The sequence below is a fragment of the Polynucleobacter sp. 86C-FISCH genome (genome assembly GCF_018882415.1).
Lineage (GTDB): Bacteria > Pseudomonadota > Gammaproteobacteria > Burkholderiales > Burkholderiaceae > Polynucleobacter.
In genome coordinates this window covers 506,772-530,046 of record NZ_JACVOL010000001.1, presented here as the reverse complement: position 1 = coordinate 530,046, position 23,275 = coordinate 506,772, and the positions used below count along the sequence as shown (strand labels likewise).

General features: G+C 45.6%; 25 protein-coding genes. 21 read left to right on the top strand and 4 right to left on the bottom strand.

All coding sequences use genetic code 11. The features are described 5' to 3' along the window. Window positions 1–25 precede the first annotated feature (25 nt). Genes ccmA through ccmI form a run of 9 tightly spaced genes read left to right on the top strand, consistent with a single transcriptional unit; the run spans window position 26 to window position 6,785 of the window. Window positions 26–631 carry a cytochrome c biogenesis heme-transporting ATPase CcmA gene (ccmA, locus tag ICN10_RS02540; RefSeq protein ID WP_216212226.1) on the top strand — a complete coding sequence of 202 codons (606 nt, stop codon included), beginning with the start codon at window positions 26–28 and terminating at the stop codon, window positions 629–631. Next, window positions 628–1,293, top strand: a complete 666-nt coding sequence (ccmB, locus tag ICN10_RS02535) for a heme exporter protein CcmB (RefSeq protein ID WP_216212223.1) — start codon at window positions 628–630, stop codon at window positions 1,291–1,293. Before ccmA ends, ccmB begins: the two co-directional genes overlap by 4 nt. Then, the gene (locus tag ICN10_RS02530) at window positions 1,290–2,060 is read left to right on the top strand and encodes a heme ABC transporter permease (RefSeq protein ID WP_216212220.1); all 771 of its coding nucleotides are present in this window, start codon (window positions 1,290–1,292) and stop codon (window positions 2,058–2,060) included. Before ccmB ends, ICN10_RS02530 begins: the two co-directional genes overlap by 4 nt. Next, window positions 2,060–2,248, top strand: coding sequence for a heme exporter protein CcmD (gene ccmD / locus ICN10_RS02525; protein ID WP_216212217.1), 189 nt, complete (start codon window positions 2,060–2,062; stop codon window positions 2,246–2,248). The genes ICN10_RS02530 and ccmD overlap by 1 nt, the downstream gene beginning before the upstream one ends. Continuing rightward, entirely contained in the window at window positions 2,245–2,679 is a 435-nt protein-coding gene (gene ccmE, locus ICN10_RS02520; RefSeq protein WP_068324485.1) for a cytochrome c maturation protein CcmE, read from the top strand. Before ccmD ends, ccmE begins: the two co-directional genes overlap by 4 nt. Continuing rightward, window positions 2,676–4,595 carry a heme lyase CcmF/NrfE family subunit gene (locus ICN10_RS02515; protein WP_216212213.1) on the top strand — a complete coding sequence of 640 codons (1,920 nt, stop codon included), beginning with the start codon at window positions 2,676–2,678 and terminating at the stop codon, window positions 4,593–4,595. The genes ccmE and ICN10_RS02515 overlap by 4 nt, the downstream gene beginning before the upstream one ends. Then, window positions 4,592–5,119 (top strand): DsbE family thiol:disulfide interchange protein, encoded by a 528-nt coding sequence (locus tag ICN10_RS02510; RefSeq protein WP_216212210.1) that lies wholly within the window; start codon window positions 4,592–4,594, stop codon window positions 5,117–5,119. The genes ICN10_RS02515 and ICN10_RS02510 overlap by 4 nt, the downstream gene beginning before the upstream one ends. Further along, window positions 5,116–5,589 carry a cytochrome c-type biogenesis protein gene (locus ICN10_RS02505; RefSeq protein ID WP_216212208.1) on the top strand — a complete coding sequence of 158 codons (474 nt, stop codon included), beginning with the start codon at window positions 5,116–5,118 and terminating at the stop codon, window positions 5,587–5,589. Before ICN10_RS02510 ends, ICN10_RS02505 begins: the two co-directional genes overlap by 4 nt. Then, on the top strand, window positions 5,586–6,785 hold the full coding sequence (gene ccmI / locus ICN10_RS02500; protein ID WP_216212205.1) for a c-type cytochrome biogenesis protein CcmI: 1,200 nt from the start codon (window positions 5,586–5,588) through the stop codon (window positions 6,783–6,785). The genes ICN10_RS02505 and ccmI overlap by 4 nt, the downstream gene beginning before the upstream one ends. Window positions 6,786–6,799: 14 nt before the next feature. Here ccmI and ICN10_RS02495 read toward each other — a convergent pair whose 3' ends face one another. Beyond that, the gene (locus tag ICN10_RS02495; protein ID WP_216212203.1) at window positions 6,800–7,561 is read right to left on the bottom strand and encodes an SDR family oxidoreductase; all 762 of its coding nucleotides are present in this window, start codon (window positions 7,559–7,561) and stop codon (window positions 6,800–6,802) included. 116 nt (window positions 7,562–7,677) lie between these two features. On the opposite strand from ICN10_RS02495, the gene ICN10_RS02490 reads away from it, so the two are divergent. Further along, window positions 7,678–8,979, top strand: coding sequence for a TAXI family TRAP transporter solute-binding subunit (locus ICN10_RS02490; protein WP_216212202.1), 1,302 nt, complete (start codon window positions 7,678–7,680; stop codon window positions 8,977–8,979). A 58-nt stretch (window positions 8,980–9,037) separates the two neighbouring features. After that, window positions 9,038–9,793 carry a 2OG-Fe dioxygenase family protein gene (locus ICN10_RS02485; RefSeq protein ID WP_216212200.1) on the top strand — a complete coding sequence of 252 codons (756 nt, stop codon included), beginning with the start codon at window positions 9,038–9,040 and terminating at the stop codon, window positions 9,791–9,793. Between the two features lie 10 nt (window positions 9,794–9,803). Here the strand turns inward: ICN10_RS02485 and ICN10_RS02480 are convergent, their stop codons facing one another. Beyond that, on the bottom strand, window positions 9,804–10,787 hold the full coding sequence (locus ICN10_RS02480; RefSeq protein ID WP_216212198.1) for a tripartite tricarboxylate transporter substrate binding protein: 984 nt from the start codon (window positions 10,785–10,787) through the stop codon (window positions 9,804–9,806). Window positions 10,788–10,873: 86 nt separating this feature from the next. Between ICN10_RS02480 and ICN10_RS02475 the strand changes: the two genes are divergently transcribed. From ICN10_RS02475 to ICN10_RS02430, 9 genes are all read left to right on the top strand, one after another. Beyond that, window positions 10,874–12,109: an MFS transporter gene (locus tag ICN10_RS02475; protein WP_216212196.1), complete on the top strand. Its 1,236-nt coding sequence runs from the start codon at window positions 10,874–10,876 to the stop codon at window positions 12,107–12,109. Between the two features lie 8 nt (window positions 12,110–12,117). Further along, on the top strand, window positions 12,118–14,550 hold the full coding sequence (locus tag ICN10_RS02470; protein WP_216212192.1) for a heavy metal translocating P-type ATPase: 2,433 nt from the start codon (window positions 12,118–12,120) through the stop codon (window positions 14,548–14,550). A gap of 9 nt (window positions 14,551–14,559) precedes the next feature. Further along, complete coding sequence (gene ccoS, locus ICN10_RS02465; RefSeq protein ID WP_216212188.1) at window positions 14,560–14,739, top strand: cbb3-type cytochrome oxidase assembly protein CcoS; 180 nt, start codon at window positions 14,560–14,562, stop codon at window positions 14,737–14,739. Between the two features lie 165 nt (window positions 14,740–14,904). Continuing rightward, window positions 14,905–16,347 carry a cytochrome-c oxidase, cbb3-type subunit I gene (gene ccoN, locus ICN10_RS02460; protein WP_216212187.1) on the top strand — a complete coding sequence of 481 codons (1,443 nt, stop codon included), beginning with the start codon at window positions 14,905–14,907 and terminating at the stop codon, window positions 16,345–16,347. Window positions 16,348–16,357: 10 nt separating this feature from the next. After that, on the top strand, window positions 16,358–17,005 hold the full coding sequence (gene ccoO / locus ICN10_RS02455) for a cytochrome-c oxidase, cbb3-type subunit II (protein WP_216212183.1): 648 nt from the start codon (window positions 16,358–16,360) through the stop codon (window positions 17,003–17,005). A gap of 182 nt (window positions 17,006–17,187) precedes the next feature. Then, window positions 17,188–18,114 carry a cytochrome-c oxidase, cbb3-type subunit III gene (gene ccoP / locus ICN10_RS02445; protein WP_216212180.1) on the top strand — a complete coding sequence of 309 codons (927 nt, stop codon included), beginning with the start codon at window positions 17,188–17,190 and terminating at the stop codon, window positions 18,112–18,114. Window positions 18,115–18,126: 12 nt separating this feature from the next. Next, entirely contained in the window at window positions 18,127–19,584 is a 1,458-nt protein-coding gene (gene ccoG, locus ICN10_RS02440; RefSeq protein ID WP_216212178.1) for a cytochrome c oxidase accessory protein CcoG, read from the top strand. A gap of 25 nt (window positions 19,585–19,609) precedes the next feature. Then, entirely contained in the window at window positions 19,610–19,813 is a 204-nt protein-coding gene (locus ICN10_RS02435; protein ID WP_216212175.1) for a FixH family protein, read from the top strand. Beyond that, on the top strand, window positions 19,810–20,070 hold the full coding sequence (locus ICN10_RS02430; RefSeq protein ID WP_215383890.1) for a hypothetical protein: 261 nt from the start codon (window positions 19,810–19,812) through the stop codon (window positions 20,068–20,070). The genes ICN10_RS02435 and ICN10_RS02430 overlap by 4 nt, the downstream gene beginning before the upstream one ends. On the opposite strand, the gene fnr is transcribed toward ICN10_RS02430, so the two are convergent. Continuing rightward, window positions 20,067–20,837 (bottom strand): fumarate/nitrate reduction transcriptional regulator Fnr, encoded by a 771-nt coding sequence (fnr, locus tag ICN10_RS02425; RefSeq protein ID WP_216212172.1) that lies wholly within the window; start codon window positions 20,835–20,837, stop codon window positions 20,067–20,069. The two genes, ICN10_RS02430 and fnr, sit on opposite strands and share 4 nt — an antisense overlap. A 76-nt stretch (window positions 20,838–20,913) precedes the next feature. Between fnr and ICN10_RS02420 the strand changes: the two genes are divergently transcribed. Further along, window positions 20,914–21,633 (top strand): sulfite exporter TauE/SafE family protein, encoded by a 720-nt coding sequence (locus ICN10_RS02420; RefSeq protein WP_216212169.1) that lies wholly within the window; start codon window positions 20,914–20,916, stop codon window positions 21,631–21,633. Between the two features lie 7 nt (window positions 21,634–21,640). Here ICN10_RS02420 and ICN10_RS02415 read toward each other — a convergent pair whose 3' ends face one another. Continuing rightward, window positions 21,641–23,266, bottom strand: coding sequence for a SulP family inorganic anion transporter (locus tag ICN10_RS02415; RefSeq protein ID WP_216212166.1), 1,626 nt, complete (start codon window positions 23,264–23,266; stop codon window positions 21,641–21,643). Between the last annotated feature and the right edge of the window lie 9 nt (window positions 23,267–23,275).

Genomic DNA, 23,275 nt, shown 5'->3' with positions numbered 1-23,275 from the left:
TCCCTCCTCCAGCAATCCAGCTTTGATGCTTGAAGCGCGAGCTCTTGCATGCGTGCGTGGTGAGAGAAGATTATTTGAGGGACTCAACTTAACAGTCTCTAGTGGAGAGTGTCTGCATGTACGTGGTGAGAATGGCGTTGGAAAAACCAGCCTACTAAGATTGTTGACAGGTTTATCTAAGCCGGAGGCAGGTGAGATTTTATGGGGTGGACTATCCATTAATAAGGATGTCTCTACCTATCATCGTGAGCTTTTATTTCTGGGGCATCGTGATGCCTTAAAGGAAGACCTCACTGCGCTAGAAAATTTACAACTCTATGCGGCTCTAGATGATATTCATTTGTCGGATGAGAAAGCTTTGTCTGCTCTCTGGCGTTTTGGTTTGCGCGGGCGCGAACATTTGCCAGTCAGTTGCTTGTCGGCCGGTCAAAAGCGACGCGTCTTGATGGCGCGTATGTTGACACGTCAAGCAAGGCTGTGGATTCTGGACGAGCCATTCAATGCTTTAGATGTTCATGCGGTGCAAGCTTTGCAAGACCTTATTGCTGAGCATGTGGAGTTTGGCGGCTTGGTGGTGTTGACTAGCCATCAAGAGGTAACGCTTCCTCATGTCAGGGTGCTGGATCTATGAAGGCTTTACTGGCAATCATTCACCGCGATTTGTTGTTGGTTATGCGCCGCAAGAGTGAGGTGCTGACAGCCCTATTCTTTTTTGTTGTTGTGACTAGCTTATTTCCTTTGGGGATAGGCGCTGATGCCGCCTTGTTGCGAAAAATTGCGCCGGGAGTTCTGTGGGTGGCGGCCTTGCTGTCTACCTTATTGGGCTTGCATCGAATGTTTGCAGCTGACTATCAAGATGGTTCTTTAGAGCAGCTAGTTTTGGCACCTCAACCTTTGGCGTTGCTCGTGACTGGAAAAATTATTGCTCACTGGATTGTGTGTGGTCTACCGCTAGTGCTCTTAGCTCCAATTATTGGTATTCAGTTTGATTTGGATGCTGGCTCTTTGTATGTGCTGATGGGTACTCTACTATTGGGTACGCCAGTGCTATCCTTGCTTGGCTCAATAGGTGCTGCATTGACCTTGGGAGTGAGGGGTGGCAGCGTGTTACTAAGCTTATTGATACTGCCTTTATTTATCCCGGTTCTTATTTTTGGTGCTGGCGCTGTATATGCTCATAGCGTTGGTTTAGATACATCAGGTCATTTTTCATTGCTAGGCGCATTATTGATTTTGGCTTTAGCATTTGTCCCTTGGGTGAGTACAGCTGCTGTAAAGATTGCAATCGAATGAGTCAAATAAATCACTTTTCTAACCACCGCTTGATTAACTGGTTTAAGTTATCGAGCCCCAGCACCTTTTATCCGGTGGCAGGTAAGCTCATCCCGTTTTTCTGGGTTTTAACGTTCCTGTTTGGTGCCGTCGGTTTATGGGTTAGTTTTTTTGTTGCACCAGTCGACGCTGTTCAAGGGCAGGGCTATCGAATAATCTTTATTCATGTGCCAGCCTCATGGATGTCGATGTTTATCTATTTAGTGATGGCTGCCTGGGCAGGGCTCGGGCTTGTTTTTAATACCCGCTTGTCTGCCATGATGGCACAGGCGCTTGCGCCAATAGGCGCCTGGATGGCATTTCTGTCTTTATGGACTGGTGCGTTTTGGGGGAAGCCAATGTGGGGTACATGGTGGGTATGGGATGCACGACTCACATCAGAGCTGATTCTATTGTTTCTCTATTTGGGCTTTATTGCCCTGCGAGCCTCTATCGATGATCCGCGCCGCGCTGATAAAGCCAGCGCTATCTTGGCTTTGGTAGGCGTAGTAAACGTGCCGATTATTTATTTTTCAGTGAAATGGTGGAATACCTTGCATCAAGGAGCATCCGTTTCATTGACCAAATCGCCAGCTATGGCCCAAACCATGCTCTGGGGAATGTTATTAATGGCCCTATGTTTCTGGATGTACACCATTGCAGTTACCTTAATGCGAGTGAGGGCAATCATTTTGGAGCGTGAAGCCCATGCGGATTGGGTGAGACAATCAATTGAGGTGAAAAGCTGATGTGGAATAGTCCTTCCGAGTTTTTTGCTATGGGCGGTTACGCACTTTATGTGTGGAGCAGTTTTGGCATTTGTGCCCTGGTTTTGATATTGGAGCCTCTATTTGTGCGTGCCCGCTTTAGGGCAATAATCCGCAGATTGAAGCAACAACAACTAGCAGAGCAGTTTGATAAAGAGATTGGTAAGTGAAGCCTAGACATAAACGCGCATTGATTATTGTTGCCGCACTCCTAGCGATTGGAGTTGCTGCGATGTTGATCTTGAATGCACTCAACAGCAATATAGCTTTATATGTCACACCAAGCGAGGTTGCGGCAGGTAAGGCACCTCAGGGTCAAGCTTTTAGGATCGGTGGCATGGTGAAAGAGGGCTCTGTAAAGCGTGATGGCCTCACTGTGCACTTTGAGATCACCGATCTTGTGAAAGACATTCCAGTCGCATATACCGGCATTCTTCCTGATTTATTTAAAGAAGGTAAAGGTGCAGTGATTCAAGGTCGCATGAATGCGAATGGTGAATTTATTGCCAGCGAAGTACTCGCGAAACACGATGAGAATTACATGCCTCCTGAAGCTAAACATGCTTTAGACCAGGCGCAAAAAAACGGAAGTGCTAAATGATTCCAGAGTTTGGGCATTACGCATTAGTTCTGGCGCTGTGTATTTCTCTCGTACAAGGGGTTTTGCCTTTGGTAGGCGCACACTTTGGCCGCCGAGACTGGTTGGTTCTGGCAAGACCTACCGCTCAGACTGTTTTCTTATTGCTGGCGATCGCCTTTGGAATATTGGCTTGGAGTTTTTATAGCAACGATTTTTCTGTGCTCTATGTTGCTGAGCATTCCAATTCACAAATGCCGGTGATCTATCGATTAGGTGCGGTATGGGGTGGTCATGAAGGATCGCTGTTGTTGTGGATTTTCTTGCTAGCTACATGGACCATCTTGGTAGCGCAACTTTCAAAAGCTTTAGATGACTTCATGGTAGCCAGAGTAATTGGTGTTTTAGGATTGGTCACTAGTGGTTTACTGTTATTTGTATTAACAACCTCAAATCCTTTTGAGCGTTTATTACCGGCCGCCCAAGACGGTCGATCTTTAAATCCACTTTTACAAGATCCTGGTTTGGTATTTCATCCGCCAATGTTGTACATGGGTTATGTTGGTTTTTCAGTAGCTTTTGCTTTTGCAATTGCTTCTTTGTTGTCAGGCAGATTAGATGCAGCATGGGCGCGTTGGTCGCGTCCTTGGACAACAGCTGCCTGGGTTTTCTTGACCCTCGGTATTGCGCTGGGCTCTTGGTGGGCTTATTACGAGTTAGGTTGGGGTGGTTGGTGGTTCTGGGACCCCGTTGAGAATGCTTCATTTATTCCTTGGCTCGTAGGTACTGCCTTATTGCACTCATTAGCTGTTACTGAAAAGCGTGGTGGCTTTAAAAGCTGGACCGTACTATTAGCGATCACCGCATTCTCCTTATCCTTGCTTGGTACCTTCTTAGTCCGCTCTGGTGTGCTGACCTCAGTGCACGCATTTGCAACCGATCCAAGACGCGGCATTTTCATTCTGATCTTTTTATCGCTGGTAGTAGGATCGTCTCTAGCGCTTTACGCTTGGCGCGCACCAAAGAGCACAATGGGCGGTAAATTTAATTTAAGCTCCAGAGAAACATTCATCTTGCTCGGAAATGTGTTCTTAGTAGTCTCTGCCGGATCCGTTTTGTTGGGCACTCTCTATCCTTTATTGATCGATGCTTTGCATCTCGGCAAGATTTCTGTAGGTCCTCCTTATTTCAATAGCGTCTTTGTTCCCATCATGGTTCCTTTATTGGTATTGATGGGTATAGGCCCTTGGTCAAGTTGGAAGCAAAGCAACTTACTCAGCATCATTAAGCGCTTATGGCTTGCGGGCGCGGTTGCTTTGGTTGCGGGAGTTGCAATTCCGTTAATCATGGGGCAATTTACATGGCTTGCTGGCATGGGCTTCATGTTGGCTTTTTGGGTGATTGCATCAGGCTGTATGCAAATTGTTCGCCAGGCAAAGGCAGGCAAACCAACTCGCTCTTTCATTGGCATGCAGGTAGCCCATCTAGGTATTGCGGTATTTGTCATTGGTGTCACGATGGTGGGTGCTTACCAAGAAGAAAAAGATGTGCGCATGTCAGCTGGCGATACGGTGACGGTTGGTGGTTATCAAATTCAATTGCAGGGTGTTAACGCTGCTCGTGGTCCAAATTACCAAGCAATGCGCGGTACATTCTTATTGTCAAAAGATGGTGGCTCTCAAACCAGTCTTTATCCTGAAAAGAGAAGCTATTTCTCATCCACAATGCCAATGACTGAAGCAGCCATTGATGCTGGACTTACCCGAGATATTTATGTGTCTTTAGGTGAGGAGTTGGGTGACCAGTCATGGGCCGTGCGTGTTTACTACAAACCTTTTGTTGATTGGATCTGGGGCGGTTGCTTGCTAATGGCCCTAGGTGGTGTATTGGCGATGTCGGATAAGCGTTATCGAATGAAATTAAAGAACAAGCTCGCATGAAAGCAAAATTTTTAATTCCACTCGTTTTATTTGTAGGCCTAGTAATTTTTTTAGCTATTGGCCTCAATCGTGATCCTCATGAAGTGCCATCACCATTAATCAATAAGACCGCCCCAGCATTTGAGGTTCCTCAATTGGCTGAGCCTAATAAAACATTTTCACCGGAAAGTATGAAGGGCCAAGTGTGGGTCCTCAACGTTTGGGCATCGTGGTGCGTAGCCTGTCGTGAAGAGCACCCAGTATTGGTGGAGTTGGCCAAATCTCAAATGGCCCCAGTGATTGGCTTGGACTACAAAGACAAGCGAGAAGATGCTTTGGCAATGTTGGCAAAGCAAGGCAATCCCTATGTGCTTTCAGCTTTTGATGGCAATGGACGCGTTGGTATTGATTACGGAGTCTATGGGGTTCCCGAGACCTACATTATTGATAAAGCGGGCGTAATTCGCTTTAAGCATATCGGTCCGTTGACTATGAATTTATTGAATCAAAAAATTTACCCAAAGCTGAACGAGCTTAAAAAATGATGAAGCAGATTTTTCTAGCTACATTGATCGCGTTAAGCCTTGGCAGTGTATTTGCCAGAGACGCTGCGCCTCTTGCGGATGACCCTGTAACAGAGCAGCGCTTGATTAGTATTTCCGAAGAAATGCGCTGCTTAGTATGTCAAAACGAATCTTTAGCGGGCTCGCGCTCAGATTTGGCAAATGATTTGCGCCGTGAAATTCGAATTCTGATTAGCGAAGGTAAATCGGACGATCAAATTCGCTCATTCATGGTAGAGCGTTACGGCGATTTTGTACTCTATCGCCCGCCAGTTAAACCAGTGACCTGGTTGCTTTGGATTGGCCCATTCGTCATCCTGGGTATTGGTATTGCGGGCCTCTTAATGTATTTGCGCCGTCGTAACAGCAGCGTTCCTAATGTTGTCCTGACTGATGCAGATAATCAAAAAATTGATGCATTGCTCAATGCAGCCGATAAGAAAGAAGGATGAATTTAGTGACTAGCTTTTTGATTCCCGCCTTTCTGCTCTTGGTTCTAGTGTTGGTGCTAGTGTTGCGACCTTTTATATTTCCTGCAAAGAGTGCAGCAACATCTCGTCGCCAGATGAATGCCGCCATATATCGAGAAGAGCTTGATAAATTAGAAGCGGAACATCAGGCTGGTGTAATCAATTCTGTTGACTATGAAATTGCCCATGCTGAAATGCGGCAACGTCTTTTCCAGGATACGATCGTAGAGGATGATCGTGAGGTAGCGGGTTCTACAAAAAAGACCGCTATTGGCTTATGTATTTTTATTGTCGTGCTTTCATCGGGGCTCTATTTTTCATTGGGAGATGTAGTCCGTGTAGCGCAAAAAAATTCTGAGACACCGGTTACCCAAGAAGGCGTTGAAAAAATGGTGGCTGAATTTGCCATCAAGATGGAAAAAGATCCTAGTAACTTGAAGGGTTGGGCGATGTTAGCTCGCTCTTATCGCATCTTAGGTCGCAATGAGGACGCCGCTAAAGCATATGCACGTGCTGGCGACTTTATTAATTCTGATCCTCAATTGTTGGCTGATTACGCAGATGTGCTGGCTACCAACGCTGATGGTAACTTTGCTGGTAAGCCTTTGCAGTTAATCAATCAGGCATTAAAGCTTGATCCGGATAATTTGATGGCGCTATGGCTTTCGGGCACGGCAGCGTATAGCTCTGGTAATTACAAAGCGGCCGTACAGACTTGGGAGAAGCTAGCAAAACAGATACCAGCAGATACCGATGAAGCGCGTGCTATCCAGGGTTCGATTGCTGAGGCTCGCTCTAAGGGTGGACTTTCTTCGCAAGCACCTGCTTCAGTGGCGGGTAAATCGATTAGCGGCAAGATTGAATTAGCACCAGATCTGAAATCTAAGATTAAACAGGGTGATATTGTGATGGTCATTGCCCGCAAGCCTGGTGAGCGTATGCCGGTAGCCGTCTTAAAGGTTGCTGCTAGTGATTTCCCAATGAGCTTTACCTTGAATGATTCTTTGGCAATGAATCCCAGCGCACCACTCTCTCAATTGCCTGAAGCAACTATCGAAGTACGTATCTCCAAAACCGGAATGGCTAAACCAGAGGCAGGAGATTTAATCTCATCAGCCCAGACAGTTAAAGTTGGTGCAAGTAATGTTCGCCTGCTGATCGATCAAGTGCGCCAATAGTCCAAAAGACTGCTTTAGCCTCTGCCTACAAATGGCATATTAGTGGCCATAATTGTCATCGATAGAATATTGCTTTCCAGTGGGAGTTGAGCCATATGAAGTACGGCTTCTCCGACGTGATCAACGTCCATGCGTGGCTCTACTTTGATGGATTGATCAGCTTGCATAATGCCAGCAGCCATACGTTCAGTCATTTCAGTTGCGGCATTGCCGATATCAATTTGACCGCAGGCAATATTAAATGGACGTCCATCCAATGCAATCGTTTTAGTTAATCCGCTGATCGCATGTTTTGTTGCGGTATACGGTGCAGACATGGGTCGTGGTGCATGAGCAGAGATAGAGCCGTTGTTAATAATTCTGCCGCCTTGAGGGGATTGCGCTTTCATCATGCGAATCGCTTCCTGTGAACATAGGAATGCACCACAAAGATTGGCATTCACGACATTCATCCACTGCTCATAGCTAAGCTCTTCCATGGGAATGGCGGGAGCGCCCATGCCGGCGTTATTAAATAAAACATCTATGCGCCCAAACCGATTGCTTAGTGCGGCAAATAACTTTTTGACCTCATCTGGTTTGCCAACATCACAAGATACGGCAAGGCAGTTGCTCTGATCTCCGCCAATATCAGCAATAGCTTTTTCTAATTTATCAAGATTGCGCCCTGTTAGTACCACTTGATAGCCACCTTTGAGTAGGGCCTTGGCAGCAGCCTTCCCGATCCCAGTTCCTGCGCCCGTCACTAGGGCTACCTTGGTTTTTGCTGAATTCATAATGGTCTTTAGGGCTCTTAAAAAGCATCATCTTATCTTGATTTAGGTGATTGGATTTGAAAGCTTTTCCTTATGCCATGGTCGGGGCATAATGCAAAAAACATGAAGAGACTTTAATGAATTTCATCAAAAGACAGATCTATAACCCCTTAGCTCTTGCAGCTGCCTTTTTTGCGCTTTTAATTATCCTTTTTGGTGTGCTTTGGATCTTAATTCCGCCGCCGCCTAAATCGATTGAAATGGCTACAGGATTTCCGACGGGGCTGTATTACCAGTTTGGGGAGCGCTTAAAGGCAGACCTATCTAAAGAAGGTGTCAATCTCAAGGTTCGCTCAACTGGTGGGACATTGGATAACCTCGCGCTGCTAAAGGATCCCAAATCAGGTGTAGATTTTGCGATGGTTCAGGGTGGCGTTGCCAATGTTGGCGATTATCCTAATTTGGTTTCTATAGCAGGCATGTTTTATGAGCCTATTTGGGTTTGGTATCGCGAGGGTGCATTTAAAAGCGATGGCGGCCAACTCAAGATATTGAGTCAGTTAAAAGGAAAAAAAGTTTCCATTGGAAATGAAGGCAGTGGTACTTTAGCTCTCACTAAAGATTTATTGCAGGCCAGCGGCATTACCGATAAAGAAATTGGCGCACAGAGACTTAAACCAGATGAAGCCATTGCTAAATTAAGTAGTGGTGAATTGGATGCAGTATTTATCGTCGCCGCAGCAGAGGCTCCAATCCTGAGAAAGTTTTACTCTATTCCTGGGATTCGTTTGATGAACTTTGATCAGGCAGATGCCTATACCCGCAATCTCACGTATTTATCTAAAGTGACAGTACCCAGAGGGTTATTGAGCATTCAGCATGATCAGCCACGTCAAGACATTCAAGTCATGGCTGCTACAGCCACATTAGTTGCGCATGAGGATATCAATCCAGCATTGGTTTCTCTGGTGCTTGGAGCTTCATACGATATTTTGAAATCGTATTCGCGCTTACAAAAAGTAGGTGAATTTCCATCCAGTGCTGGATTGGATTTTCCCTTGCATGTAGATGCAGAAATTTATTTGAAAGATGGACCTTCATTCCTGCATCGTCACCTGCCGTTTTGGACTGCAGTTTGGGCAGGTCGCTTTGTCAAAATTGTTATTCCATTATTGGTAATTTTGATTCCGTTATTTACTTACATTCCATCAGCCAAGAATTTCTTCTTGCGACTGAAGTTAGCTCAGGTATACGAAGAGCTTAAGGTGATTGAGAGAAATGCTCAAAACCCCGAGCTTAAGGAAAAGAACTTTAAAGATCTCGAGGCTATCGAAAGACGGGTTGGCAATATCAAGGTTTCTATGTTGGATGCCAAAGAGCTATATGACCTAAAAGGGCATGTGGGTGAAGTACGCGGGCGCTTAAATCTAGTGCATTGAGATGAAATACTGGAATACAGACCAAACCCGATTCTGCCATCTGCCCTAAAATAAGCAGATGATTATTGCCGGCCTTGCGCCTTCGCTGACCCCTCTTAAGCAGATTGACCAGGCTTTGCGTGAAGATGGTTTCGCAGTTATTTCTGCCGAGACCGTTGCTCAATTTAGTCATGTAGATCTGGCCAATCTTCAAAGCCTCGTCAAGTTCTGGGGGGATTTGCCGCGTGACCCATACTTAAAGGACGGTGGCCGATATCGTTTCCGTCGTCACGCTAGTTATGAAATTAAGGGTGATGAATTAACCCTGGTGCCACATCGAGCGCATTGGCAATCACTTGACTACAACGCGCTTCACGGCGGCATTGAACGTTGGTTTGAGCCCATTCAGAAAGAGTTAATAAGTAATCCTGAATGGCAAGCTGTCTTACTCGGACTTGCACATATTTTGAATGGCTTAAAACAAGTCAATACTTGGTTTGTTGAGGCACATCAATTTCGGATTGATACAACTGACGGTATTGGGCGTCCTACGCCTGAGGGCGCTCATCGTGATGGCGTAGATTTTGTAGCGGTCTTCTTGTTGGATCGTTCAGGTATCAAAGGTGGTGAGACGAGAATATTTGATGCCTCTGGTTCTGCAGGTCTACGCTTTACTCTCACACAGCCTTGGTCTTTGCTATTAATGAATGATCAACGCATGATCCATGAATCAACACCTATTCAGCCATTGGCGGATTACGGATACCGAGATACATTGGTCTTAACTTACCGCTCTAACGGTTTCCAAGACTCTCCTAATCGTAGCCAGCAATAAATCCAAGGACTTACTCTGGTTGCATGCCTGCTTCTTTAATGGCCTTAGCCCATTTAGCGGTTTCAAGTTTAATTTTTTGACCGAGTGCCTCAGGCGTGCCAGGTTGTGTTTCAAAACCATTGGCAGAAAGTCTTTCAACTAAATCTTTTGATTTAGCGGCATTGTTTATGGCCTGATTGAGTTTGAGGACGGCATCTTTGGGCATGCCAGCTGGTCCAAATGCTGCAAAGAAGGCGATAAGCTCATAGCCTTTAATGCCCAGCGCTTCATTTACAGTAGGTAATTCGGGAATCACGGGTGAGCGTTTCAGAGAGGTCACAGCGAGACCACGAATTTTTCCTGACTGTACTTGAGGTAAGGAGACCCCAAAGTCAGATGTAAACATATTGACCTGGCCACCGATTAAATCTGTCATGGCATTGGGTCCGCTCTTGTATGACACCCCAGTCATTTGGATGTCGGCAAAGCTTGCAAGCATTTCTGAGGAAACGCGCTGCGATGTACTTGCGTAAGCAAAAGTCATTTTTCCAGGGTTTGCTTTGGCAAGCGAGACAAATCCATTCAGTGATTTTGCGGGCACATCATTGTTGATTGCAACAATCAGTGGAGCCGAGCCAAAATATCCAATCGGAGTGAATGCCGTATCTTGTATGTACGGTAAATTTTTGACTAAGCTTTTAAGTGCAGCATTAGTGCTATTGGTCCCAATCAGGATGGTGTAACCATCTGCAGGCGCTTTGGCTACAAAATCGGCACCAATTAAGCCGTTGGCTCCAGGCTTATTTTCAATGACAATCGGTTGACCCAGGGTCTCCGACATCTTTGCGGCAAATGCACGCCCAATTTGATCTGTTGTGCTTCCTGGGGCAAAGGGAACAATTGCTTTAATGGGTTTGGATGGGTAGGTATCGGCAATTGCCAAGGAGCTATTCAGCCCGACAAAGAGGCTGGCGCCAATTTGCAGGAGTCTGACGGTTAGTGACTTGGTATTCATATTGCCTCCATCTTGTTTTTTATTAGTGTAGCGGGTCAATTTTTATCTGGGCGAGTAGAATGAGTTCACGTTTCTACTGACTATTTATGCGCTTTCGTTCAGCTGGCTATACCCCTCTTATGCTCTTGGCACAAACCTGTGCCTTATTGGGCTTTGCTTGCTACGCAGTAGTGCTAACCGCCCTTCAAGAAGAGTGGCACCTCAGTAATTTGCAATCGGGCTTAATTGCCAGTGCTTTTTTCTTTGGCTACATGCTAGCGGTTCCATTAGCAACCGCACTGACGGATCGGGTTGATGCGCGCAAGGTTTACCTGGTTGGCGGTCTTATTGCTACTTGCGGACTTCTTGGCATGGGTCTGTTGGCATATAACTTTTGGACAGCACTATTGTTTATGGCATTAAATGGGGCTGGCCTTGCTGGCACCTATATGCCGGGCCTCAAAATTTTGTCCGATCGGATTCAGTCTGGCGAGCTAACGCGACACATTGCTTTTTACACAGCCTTCTTTGGGATTGGTACAGGGTTTTCTTACTTATGTTCCGGTTGGATTTTGAGTGCGTTAGGTTGGCATTATGTATTTAGTCTGATTGCATTAGGCCCATTGACTGCATTTTTGATTGTCTTGATTTTTATTCCGGCATTGCAGCATGACAAGTGGAAGGGGCCAATCAATATACGCCTGCACGACATCTTCCCAGTGGGTAAATGGAAGCTGGTTTTGCAAGATAAAAATGCCTCTGGATTTATTTTTGGCTATACCGCTCATACATTAGAACTTTTTGCCTCTAGAAGTTGGATTGTTGCCTTCTTCGCTTTTTGTGCAGTGGCATCAGGAGAATCCTTTTTTCTGGCGGCAACGACCTTGGCTGGAGTGATTAATTTCTTTGGCGTACCTGCCTCAATATTGGGTAATGAGATTGCTTTAAGAGTGGGGCGCCAGAAGTGGGTTTGTATTGTGATGCTGACTAGCGCTGTATTGGGCATTGCATTTGCTTGTTCAACGGGGCAATCATGGTGGTTGATTGTTGCTCTTGCTATTGGACATGCTATTTTCATCATGGCGGATTCATCAACACTTACCGCAGGCTTGGTCATTAGTGCTCAGGAAAATATTAAGGGCGCAGCGATGGGTTTGCACTCGCTAATGGGATTTGGCGGCGGTTTATTGGGCCCCGCAATATTTGGTTTCGTATTGGATATATCGGGTTCGCGCTCTTCTCAAGTCGCTTGGGTTTGGGCATATGTTGCCGTGGTGATATGGGGCGTTTTGTTCGTAATTTACGAGCGTCGAAGAGGTTGGGGTAGCGCAGCGAGTGCATGAGTAATTGAATGAATAAATCAAATTCTTTAGTTTGCTATCACTGCTCAAGCCAGATCCTTCCAAGTGATTTAATTGAAGCAGAATTGGGCGGTGAGATTAGATCATTTTGCTGTCCAGGTTGCATGGCTATTGCCCAAACCATCCACGGTGAGGGCTTAGAGGTTTTTTATGCCAGGCGTTCGCAGTCTGGCGACAAACCAGCGGCCTATCTTGCAAGCAATGAAATTCCAGAAAAACTCAAGCCTTACGATGATCCATCTTTGCGTGGTCGCTTTACTCGACCATCTGGAGATGAAGGTAGTCTAGAGACCACTCTACGTTTAGAAAAAATTCGTTGCGCAGCTTGTGTATGGCTATGTGAACAGCATTTGCGTCGTAATGCGGGCGTGCAGGACGTACAAATTAATTACGTCACCCAAAAGGTGATGGTGCGTTTTTCCCCAGTCAAAACAAGCTTAGCGCGATTGCTATTTGAAATTGAACGCATTGGGTACGAGGCTTGGCCATTCGAGCCATCTCAATCTTTGGATAGGGCAAAAGTTGAGAGACGTAAATTGCTGATGCGCCTGGGCGTTGCAATGCTTGGCATGATGCAGGTCATGATGTATGCATGGCCAACCTATACTGGCGCTGACATTACACCAGAGTTTGAGTTATTGATGGGTTGGGCAAGTTGGGCTCTAACTGTCCCCGTAATTGTTTACTCAGCTGGACCCATATTCCAGGCATCTTGGCGCAGTATTCAGTCGGTCAAGCAGACGCATATGCTTGGGATGGATGTTCCTATAGCCTTGGCTTTAGCCTTAGCCTTTATTGCGGGTACTATAAATTTAGTAACAGGGTCTGGAAAAAGCTATTTTGATTCCATCACGATGTTCGTGGCGTTTATATTGGCCGCAAGATATGTTGAGTTATTGGCAAGGCAAGATGCGCAGGGTGGTGCAGAGGCTTTGGCAAAGCAATTGCCTGCTACCTGTGAGCGCGCATTTAATTACCCTGCAACACAAGAGATCGAAGTTGTGCCAGTAGTCAACTGTAATCCTGGTGAAGTGTTGCGAGTATCCCCTGGCGAAGTAGTTCCTGCCGATGGTGTCTTAATTGAAAATGCAAGTGCATTAGACGAGTCATTACTAACCGGTGAATCAAAACCGGTCGAGAAAAAAATTGGCGATCGCGTATATGCAGGAACGCACAATATTCTTAACCCATTGTTTATACGTATTGAAGCTGTGGGGCAATCTACTCGTATTGCTGGAATTGCATCCCTCCTAGATCAAGCATTGCTTGCAAAGCCGGTAATGGTGAGTCTTGCAGAAAAATGGACGGCATACTTTGTTACTTTTTTATTACTAAGTGCATTTGTTTCCTCAGCAATTTGGTTTTACTTTGATCCTAGTCGCGCATGGACAGTTTTAGTTTCAGTTCTTGTTGCTAGTTGTCCTTGTGCCTTATCGCTAGCTGTGCCTACTGCCATGGCAGCAGCTCAAGGCGCTGTAACTAAATTAGGTTTGCTGATCGTGCGTGGACACGTGATGGAGGGCCTGGTAAAAGCAACTGATTTAGTGCTAGATAAAACCGGCACCTTAACAATGGGCCAGCCAGAGCTGCAAGAAGTTATCAATTTGCGCTCCGGTTATCGCCGTGAGGATGCCTTAGCATTGGCAGCAGCATTAGAGATTGGGCAGAGACATCCACTAGCACTTTCATTGTTACGTGCTGCAGAAAGTGAAAAACTCACACTGCCTTTGTTAAGCGAACCCGTTATTAATCTTTTGGGTAGAGGTTTAAGTTCCGGACCCTATCGATTGGGAAGCGCGCTATGGTTGGGTGTAAATCAAGGCGCTCAACAGGGGCAATATGGTCAGGTGCATTTAGCTGATGAACAGGGGTTAATAGCTAGCTTTGTTTTCTTGGATACACCAAGAGTAGGGCTGGAGCAATTCTTAAAAGTAGTGAAGTCTAGAAATATTGCCGTTCATTTGGTTTCTGGTGACGATCGTGAGACGGTTGCTTGGTGGGCCCATCATGTTGGTATAGAGCACTATCAAGGTGGCTGTACACCCGAAGATAAATATGATTACATTGAGCGCTTGCAAAAAGAAGGGCGCTTTATATGGGCTATTGGCGATGGCGTAAACGATGCGCCTTTACTTGCGCGTGCAGATATCTCAATAGCTGTTGGAGCGGGTGCGCCGTTAGCTGCAGCTGGAGCTGATGCCATTCTCACCGCTGCCTCATTAGAGCCCTTGGCAAAAACATTGCTATTAGCGGATAAAACGCAGGCAATTATTAAAGAGAATTTATTATGGGCTCTGATCTATAACCTACTTGCCATTCCGGCTGCGATGATGGGCTGGGTCAATCCATGGGTTGCTGGAATCGGCATGTCACTTTCCTCGCTTGCAGTGACCTTAAATGCCTGGCGTTTGCGAAAGGCTTAGACTATAGGGATGGAAAGTCTCTATCTCCTCATCCCTTTGTCGCTAGTCCTCATTGGTCTTTTGGTCTGGATTTTGAACTGGTCAATTAAGAGTGGTCAGTTTGATGATTTGGATGGTCCAGGTGAGGCCATTTTGATGGATGATGATGCGCCTAGACCCAAAGAAGTTAGTAAGCACTCTCAAAAATAGCCAGATAATTAAAGAGATCTAGAAAATAATCTATTTTCTTTCTCCGCTTCCTGAATTTGCCCCACCCTTTTTGATATAGATCAAACCCCCTTGGGGGCCTTACTTTGATAATCGATCCAGTCTATTTGGATTATGTCGCTGTTTGGTCACAAAAAAGGAGAAACCATGGGACTTACCGTGGGGAGTAATCAAGATAACTTCAATTACAAGGTTATCAGCCAATTTGCCATCGTTACCGTACTTTGGGGAATCGTTGGCATGCTTGTGGGGGTTATCCTCGCAGCTCAGTTAATCTGGCCTGAAATCACTTTTAATATTCCTTGGTTGAGTTACGGTCGTTTGCGTCCGCTTCATACCAATGCCGTGATTTTTGCGTTCGGTGGATCAGCGTTATTCGCAACGTCTTATTACATCGTTCAGCGCACGTGCCAAGTACGACTCTTCTGTGACAAATTAGCTGCATTTACCTTCTGGGGTTGGCAAGCGGTGATTGTTTCCGCTGCTATTACCTTGCCACTAGGGATCACCACTTCAAAAGAGTACGCAGAACTAGAGTGGCCAATTGATTTATTGATCACTGTGGTTTGGGTAGCTTATGCGGTTGTGTTTTTCGGTACCGTGATTAAGCGTAAAACAAAACATATTTATGTATCGAACTGGTTCTTCGGCGCTTATATTTTGACGATTGCTGTATTGCATATCGTGAATAACGTTGAGATGCCAGCAAGCCTCTTTAAGTCTTACTCAGCATATGCCGGTGCGCAAGATGCCATGATTCAGTGGTGGTATGGACATAACGCAGTGGGCTTCTTCTTGACTACTAGCTTCTTGGGCATGATGTACTACTTCATTCCAAAACAGGCTGAGCGTCCAATCTACTCATATCGCTTATCAATTGTTCACTTCTGGGCCTTGAACTTTACTTATATGTGGGCTGGCCCTCACCATTTGCAACACACTTCTTTGCCAGATTGGACTCAGTCTTTAGGTATGGTGTTCTCTTTGATCTTGTTGGCGCCATCTTGGGGCGGCATGATTAACGGCATCATGACTTTGTCTGGCGCTTGGTACAAACTCCGTCGTGACCCTATCCTGAAATTCTTAGTTGTAGCCCTGTCCTTTTACGGTATGTCTACCTTTGAAGGGTCCATGATGTCGATTAAGACTGTGAATAGTTTGTCTCACTACACGGACTGGACCATCGGACACGTTCACTCAGGCGCTTTAGGTTGGGTTGCCATGATTACTATCGGCTCCCTGTACTACCTAATCCCACGTTTAGTTGGTCAAAAGGATATGTACAGCACGAAGTTAATTGAGGTGCATTTCTGGATTGCAACTATTGGTGTGGTGATTTATATCGCAGCAATGTGGATTGCCGGTGTAATGCAAGGTTTGATGTGGAGAGCATTTGAACCAGATGGCACTTTGACTTATAGCTTTGTTGAGTCTGTAAAAGCTACTTATCCATTCTATGTAATTCGTTTGTTGGGCGGCTTGTGCTACCTAAGCGGCATGTTTGTTATGGCCTATAACGTGTACAAGACTGTGATTGGTAAAAAATTCATCGACGCTGCGATTCCACAAGCATCTGTAGCAGCTCATTAAGGATAAGAACATGTCAGAACAACGTCGATTTTTCTCCCACGAAACGCTTGAGCGTAATGTTGGTTGGCTGATCATTGCTACTATCGCCGCAATCTCGATTGCAGGCTTAGTGCAGATCGTGCCATTATTTTTCCAACACTCAACCACTGAGCCTAGCCCAGGTGTTGAGCCATACTCTGCATTGCGTTTAGCTGGTCGCGATATCTATCAGCGTGAGGGTTGCTTGGGTTGCCATTCACAACAGATTCGCACTTTGCGCTCTGAAGTAGAGCGTTATGGTCCTTACTCTTTGGCTGGTGAGTCAGTATTTGATCACCCATTCCTATGGGGTAGTAAGCGTACTGGTCCAGATTTGGCTCGCGTAGGTGGTCGCTATTCCGATGACTGGCATCGTATTCACTTGCGTAATCCACGCGATGTGGTTCCTGAGTCCAATATGCCTGCTTATCCATATCTACAAAAACCAGCAGCTGCAGACACCATTTCTTCTCATATGGTTGCTATGCGTCGCTTAGGTGTTCCTTACACCGATGAGCAAATCGCAAATGCACCTAAAGAGTTGGAAGGTAAAACTGAAGAAGATGCGTTGATTGCATATCTTCAGGGTCTTGGCGTGAATCGTAGATACATCATTGTTGATGAGGTGGTTGCTAAGTAATTCTTGGCGATGAGAACTATGCAAACTATTGCACCTTACCTCTCAGCAATATCTACCGTGCTTGGCTTGGTATTTTTTATAGGAATCGTTTGGTGGGCTTGGTCTTCAAAAAGACAGTCTGCCAATCAAGAATCCGCCGAACTTCCGTTCGATCTACCCGATGAATTCAGTAAGGATAAATCATGAGTGACTTTCTTGGTGCCGGTTGGAGTGCCTATATCGCCCTAGTAACATTGGTCGGTATCTTTTGGTGCATCTGGTTATTATTTTCTCAACGTAAGACCAAGGTAACGCTGAAGCCGGACGGTCAAGTGGATGACACTGGTCACGTTTGGGATGGCGATTTACGTGAACTGAATAATCCATTACCGCGTTGGTGGATGTGGATGTTCTTAATTTCCTGCATCTTTGCTTTGGTTTACTTAGTTCTGTATCCAGGTCTCGGTTCCTATCCTGGTGTATTGGGTTACAGCACTGACGGTGCCTTAATGCAGTCTATGACCAATGCTAATGATGAGCTTAAGCCTGTCTATGCCAAATACGTGAAGATGGATATTGAACAAGTAGCGGCCGATCCAAAAGCGCGTGAAATGGGTCAACGTTTATTCTTAAATTCTTGTGCGCAGTGTCATGGTTCAGATGCAGGCGGAGCTAAAGGTTTCCCGAATTTAACTGATGGTGATTGGCTATATGGTGGTTCGCCAGAGAATATCAAGGCATCTATTGTGAATGGTCGTGCTGGTGTCATGCCTCCATTCCCACAGCTAGATAGCAAACAAATTGTTGATGTTGCTAATTATGTTCGTAGCCTTTCCGGTTTGCCTGCAGATGATTTGAAGGCGGCTCGTGGTGCTGATGTATTTAAGTCGAATTGCGCTGCATGTCATGGTGCTGACGGCAAAGGCAACATCGCCCTGGGCGCGCCTAACTTAACTGATAAAACATGGTTATATGGTGCCTCAGAAGCAACAATTGTTGAGACTGTGACTAAAGGTCGTATGGCACAAATGCCTGCTCAAGACAAAGTATTGAGTCCTGAGAAAATCCAGTTGTTAACAGCTTATGTTTGGGGCTTATCTAATAATAAGCAGCCAGCAGCAGCCAAGTAAGAAAAGTACTTAGTGTCAGATCTTCCGCCGGGTGGGAAACCTGTTCCGATAGAAGTAATTGAGGAATCTCTTTATGAGGTTCGGCGAAAGATCTACCCACGTTCCGTATCGGGCCTCTTTGCCCGCTGGCGTTTCATCCTTGTTTTTGCAACGCAATTACTGTTTTATGGTTTGCCGTGGTTGAGTTGGAATGACCGTCAAGCAGTTCTCTTCGATTTAATTCAGCGTAAGTTTTATATCTTTGGTCTAGTACTTTGGCCACAGGATGTGATTTACCTCACACTCTTATTAATCTTATCCGCCTTAGCTTTATTTCTGTTTACAGCAGTTGCCGGACGTCTTTTCTGTGGCTATGCTTGCCCTCAAACGGTATATACCGAAATTTTTATGTGGATCGAGCGTAAGGTCGAAGGTGATCGCTTTGCCCGTATTCGTTTGGATGGTGAAGAGTGGCCATGGGGTTTCCGCAAATGGCGCTTGAAGATCACCAAGCATTTTTTATGGTTGTTGATCGCATTCTGGACTGGCTTTACTTTTATTGGTTATTTCACGCCGATTGAAACTTTAGGCGCGTCATTGCTTCACCTCTCGCTCGGACCTTGGCAGACCTTCTGGTTATGTTTCTATGCCTTTGCTACTTGGGGCAACGCAGGCTTTATGCGTGAGCAAGTCTGCAAATATATGTGCCCATATGCACGCTTCCAGAGCGTGATGGTAGATAAGGATACCTTCTTGGTAACGTATGACAAAGTACGTGGTGAGCCAAGAGGTAGTCGCAGCAAGTCTGCTGATCATAGCTCTCTAGGCTTGGGTGATTGTGTTGACTGCAGTATTTGTGTTCAAGTTTGTCCTACCGGTATTGATATTCGCGATGGTCTGCAATACATGTGCATTGGTTGTGGCGCCTGTATTGATGCCTGCAACCAGGTGATGGAGAAGGTGAACTATCCCAAAGGCTTGATACGTTATACAACTGAGCGTGCTATTGAGGATAAAGAATCGAATCAAAGTGCTATTCGTCATATCTTGCGACCACGGGTCTTAATTTACACAGCTTTTATTACAGTCCTTGCCTCGGCTTTTCTATTTTCTTTAGTAACGCGTAATCCATTAAGGGTCGATGTCATGCGTGATCGTGGTGCCTTGGCGCGCGAGGTTGATGGCGTTCGTATAGAGAATATTTATCGTATTCAGATTATGAATGCCTCTGAACATCCAATGAAGGTACGAGTTAAGGCTACAGGCTTGGATGACTTGAAGATTTTGAATTCGCAGGGCAAAGAAATTCAAGAAATCGACGTGGCACCGGCAAGTAATCAGTTGATGCCAATTAAAGTAAGCACTAGTATTGGTCAGAATAATTCTGGAAACTATCCAATACATTTTGATGTAACGGCGCAAGAGGTAATGGGCGATAAGGAAGTCACTAGAACCCGCGAAGAAAAATCTACTTTTATTATTCCCCGTTAAGCTAAAAGCAATGGAGAGGATGTATATGACAGAACAGCAAACTACTAAACCTTGGTTTAAACAATTGTGGCCATGGTTATTGATCAGTGGGCCGGCAGTTGCGATGATCGGTTGCATCATTACCATTTACCTGGCAATCAATTATCAGGCCGATAAACCTTTGCGCGATGGCGTAATGAAGCAGGGTTTAAAGGTTGAGCAGCTTAAAGAGACGCAGGTACAAAAATGAAGTACCGCCTACTGATCTGGATTTTGTGGCCTTCCTTTTTGGTGGCTGGCATGGCAGAAGGCTTGTTATTCACCATAGTGCATCCACAGGATTTGCTATTTTTTGGTCATCACCCAGATATCTCGGATGAGGGTATCTATACAATTGGATTTTTTGCTATTTGGATCTTTTGCGCTGCATCTAGTGCGCTTACAGCTTATATCTTGCCAGGTATTGATGCACCAGATAGCAAGGAAGTAGATCGCGGCTTAATTTAAGCCTGTTTGATTGGGATTTCTGGGGTAGAGCAGCCCTGGCGGTCAGGGTTTGGAATGCCTGCCAATTCATATAGACCGTTCATATCGATCAGTTTGATATGACGTTGCTTAATTTGAATCAGACCTGATTCAGCAAAGCGCGAGAGCATGCGGCTAACAGTTTCAATTTGAATGCCAAGGTAACTGCCGATGTCATTACGACTCATGCGTAAATCAAATTCGTTATTCAGATATCCGCGCGCTGCTAAGCGTTGAGAGAGACTTAATAAAAATGCAGCCAATCTTTCTTCAGCGCGCATTGTGCCAAGAGAAAGTAAGTGGCGTTGATCTTGAGTCAGCTCACGACTCATGATCTTATGAAACTGATTTTGCAATACTGGAATTTGACGCGCTAAATCTTCAAATGCTTCGTAGCGAATAATGCAAACTTCACTCTCTTCTAACGCAATTGCATCCGATTGGTAATGACCTTCACCAATTCCATCTAAACCTAAGATTTCACCAGGAAGGTGAAAACCAATGACTTGTTGGCGACCATCTTGGAGGCAAAATTCAGTTTTGAGTGTGCCAAAGCGGACGCTGTATACAGAGCTGAGTAGATCGCCATGGCGATATAAGCTTTCCCCTTTTTGCAGGTGGACGCGTTCTTTAACCAGGCTGTCAATTTTTGAGACTTCGCTACTGTTTAGACCAACCGGCAGGCAAAACTGACCCAGTACACATACTGAGCATTTGCTGGTTGGGGTATCGGTAGGTTTGTAATTCATATTGGAACTAATTATGCAGTCAGTTTATTCTATACGGGTAGTGAATCCCGTTTTTTAACCTTTATTTCGATAGCGGATGCTAACTTCTAGCCTACTGATTGCCGTATTTTTGGGCGCTCTTGTGAGCGGCTGGCACTGCGCCCTGATGTGCGGGGGTATAGCGGCAGCCATCGAGAGACCCATCGCTTTGGAGGCCCCATTAAGGCCCAAATCCGAGCTTTTTTACCTGCAGTTAATCATGCATTTGGGGCGCGTAACTACTTATGTTCTTTTGGGTGCTCTTGCCGCTGCTGTAGGTGTGGTGGTTTGGCAGCAAAATCTGATTCCCATTCAGCGACCCTTGTTTGCTCTAACCTCCCTTATTTTGATACTGATGGGCATTCGTCTTTTAAAAGCGGGCTCATCAGAAGGTTTGCTGGGAGGTAAGTGGATCAGCTCCAAAATTGCCGCTTACTGGGCTAAATACTTGGGGCGTATGGCGAGTGGTCCATCGCGTTGGTTTAGCGGCATGCTCTGGGGTTTAGTACCCTGCGGATTGGTCTACAGCGTTTTGCCGCTGGCGTTTTTATCAGGCGATGTGCTCACTGGTGCTGGGCTAATGCTAGCCTTTGGATTGGGGACCTTGCCCAACCTATTGTTGATCTCTAAATTTTCTGCAGCACTCACCCAGTTTGGACAATATCGTTGGGTGCGTTATTTAGCTGCTTCGCTTTTGCTCATTGCAGGAGGCTTTGGTTTATACCGCGCTTGGGTTTTGCCGGAAGCTTTATTAAAAGGCGGCTTCTGTATTTCTTAAGTCGCCTTTAAGTTGTCGCTGCTTCAATTCCAGAAATCAGGTCAGGGTAGAAAGAGTTTGGCGGAAGCATAGCAATGAAGTTGCTACGTTCAGCCATCTCCAGTGGTTGATGTGCCAAGCCACAAATTAGCAAGCGAATATTACGAATCTTGCAAAGGTGTGCAAGCTCCATGATCGTATCCATGCCTGAAGTATCAATGTAGATTACATTTTTTAAATCAAGTAAGAGAGTGTGAGATGGTAAGTTTGTCTCAATCTTTTCTAGCAGTTTGACGGCACCAAAAAAGATTGCCCCATGAATGCGGTAAGCATCAATGCGGCCTTGCTGGTTGCTTAGTCCAGGGAAGTCACTCGCTAAAGCAATCTCACAGCGCGATAGGCTAGAGATTCGGTAAATGAAAGTGATAAAAGCCAGCAGTAAACCCACCTGAACTGCGATGGTGAGATCTAGTACAACCGTAAGAATAAAGACGCTGAGAATGGTGATTCGGTATGGCAGGCGGAACTGCTTGAGATCGATAAACTTTCTCCATTCACCCATATTCCAGGCGACATACATCAAGATGGCGGCAAGGCTAGCTAGTGGAATATTTTTAGCGAGTGGTGCAGCAAACAAGACGATGATCAGTAAGGTTGCGGCATGAATAAGACCGGCAATCGGGGTGGTGGCACCACTTTCAACATTGGTAACGGTGCGCGCAATCGTTCCAGTTGCTGGCATGCCACCAAAGAATGGAATAGTGAAATTGGCAATACCTTGTGCCATTAATTCTTGATTTGATTCATGGCGATCATGAATCAGGCTATCAGCAATACGGGCGCAAAGCAAAGATTCAATTGCTCCTAGTAGCGCCAGTGTTAAGGCTGGTGCAACCATGTACTGCGCGTTATCCCAGCTGACCGGTAGCCATTCAAAAGAAGGAAGTCCAGAGGGAATACCTCCAAAGCGACTGCCGATGGTATCGACTGGCAAGTTAAAGGCGCTGGTAATAATAGTTGCCACAACCATTGCCACTACTGTGCCGGGAAGATGCGATAGCCATCCCAGGCGATTCTGAAATATCTTCCAAAATATTAATAGAGCAAGACTGCCACAAGCCAAGCCAAGAGCTACAGGATTAAAAGTATCCGCAGCTAAATAGAGTGTATGAATGGATTGGAAAAATTGGGCAGGCATTTTTTCAATCTGGAGCCCAAAGAAATCTTTGATTTGAGATAAGCCAATCAAGAAAGCAATGCCATTCGTAAAGCCAATAATGACTGCTATGGGAATAAAGCGCACTAGCGTTCCAAGACGAAACACGCCCATCAGAAATAAAAATACTCCTGACATAGCAGTAGCTAGCAATAAATTCGGCACACCGTAGCGTTCGACGATGCCATAAACAATAACAATGAAGGCGCCTGCTGGACCGCCGATTTGAACGCGACTGCCACCCAAAAGTGATATGAGGCCGCCAGCAATAATGGCAGTAAAAATACCCGCCTCCGGCTTGAGTCCGCTGGCGATTGCAAAGGCCATGGCCAATGGCAGCGCAACAATACCAACCGTCAGACCAGCCAATACATCCTTTGTGAAAAGGGTGCGGTTATATCCGTTAAATGCGTCTAGTAGTCGTGGGCGAAAAAACATAAGCTCAAT